This window comes from Ruminococcus turbiniformis (genome assembly GCF_020687545.1).
Lineage (GTDB): Bacteria > Bacillota > Clostridia > Lachnospirales > Lachnospiraceae > Mediterraneibacter > Mediterraneibacter turbiniformis.
The window spans coordinates 1-1,483 of the sequence record NZ_JAJEQX010000090.1 but is presented as its reverse complement, the minus strand read 5'-3'; the positions used below and the strand labels follow the sequence as shown (position 1 = coordinate 1,483).

At 51.8% G+C, this 1,483-nt stretch carries 1 rRNA gene; it reads left to right on the top strand.

What is annotated here, in order from left to right:
* Nucleotides 1-1,483 (top strand): 23S ribosomal RNA (locus LKD70_RS18440); the annotation flags it as partial.

The window sequence follows — 1,483 nt, the reverse complement described above, 5'->3', positions numbered from 1 at the left end:
AAAGGTCCGGAGCCGAAGGGAAACCAAGTCTGAAAAGGGCCACAGTCAGTCGGAGCAGACCCGAAACCGGGTGATCTACCCATGTCCAGGTTGAAGTTGCCGTAAAAGGCAATGGAGGACCGAACCCACATCCGTTGAAAAGGGTGGGGATGAGGTGTGGGTAGGGGAGAAATTCCAATCGAACCCGGAGATAGCTGGTTCTCCTCGAAATAGCTTTAGGGCTAGCCTCATATTAGTCTTGCGGAGGTAGAGCACTGAATTCCTGCGGGGGCGTCAAAGCTTACCAAGGGATATCAAACTCCGAATGCCGTGTAGATGATGTATGGGAGTCAGACGATCCGAGATAAGTTGGGTGGTCAAAAGGGAAAGAGCCCAGACCTGCAGCTAAGGCCCCAAAATGTGTGTTAAGTGGAAAAGGATGTGGGATTTCGAAGACAACTAGGATGTTGGCTTAGAAGCAGCCATCCATTAAAAGAGTGCGTAATAGCTCACTAGTCGAGAGGTCCTGCGCCGAAAATGTCCGGGGCTGAAACACACTGCCGAAGCTCAGGGATTTACGAATGTAAATCGGTAGAGGAGCATTGTTAACTGGACGAAGCGGTACCGGAAGGAGCCGTGGACGGTTAAGAAGAGAGAATGCCGGAATGAGTAGCGAGAGGAAGGTGGGAATCCTTCCGGCCGAATATCTAAGGTTTCCAGGGTAAAGCTGATCTGCCCTGGGTAAGTCGGGACCTAAGGCGAGGTCGAAAGACGTAGTCGATGGACAACAGGTTGAAATTCCTGTACTGCCTTGTAACAGAACTGTGGGGACGCAGGCAGAGAGCGTGAGCCGGGAGTGGAAAGACCGGTGCAAGCGAGGTAGGAGTGCATTAGGCAAATCCGGTGCACAATCCGAAGACGTGACGCGGACCGAAAAAAAGTAGGGAAGCACGTGAGCTGACTGCCAAGAAAAGCCGCTATTGTTTGCAGGGTACCCGTACCGTAAACCGACACAGGTGGATGAGGAGAGAATCCTAAGGCCGACGGGAGAAGCATTGTTAAGGAACTCGGCAAAATGACTCCGTAACTTCGGGAGAAGGAGTGCCAATGAGAATTGGCCGCAGAGAATTGGCCCAAGCAACTGTTTAGCAAAAACACAGGTCTATGCGAAACCGAAAGGTGAGGTATATGGGCTGACGCCTGCCCGGTGCTGGAAGGTTAAGGGGAGAGGTTAGCGCAAGCGAAGCTTTGAACTTAAGCCCCAGTAAACGGCGGCCGTAACTATAACGGTCCTAAGGTAGCGAAATTCCTTGTCGGGTAAGTTCCGACCCGCACGAAAGGCGTAATGATTTGGGCACTGTCTCAACAATGCACCCGGTGAAATTGAAATACCAGTGAAGATGCTGGTTACCTGCGCCAGGACGGAAAGACCCCATGGAGCTTTACTCCAGCTTGATACTGGGATTCGGTATTGCATGTACAGGATAGGTGGGAGGCTAAGAAG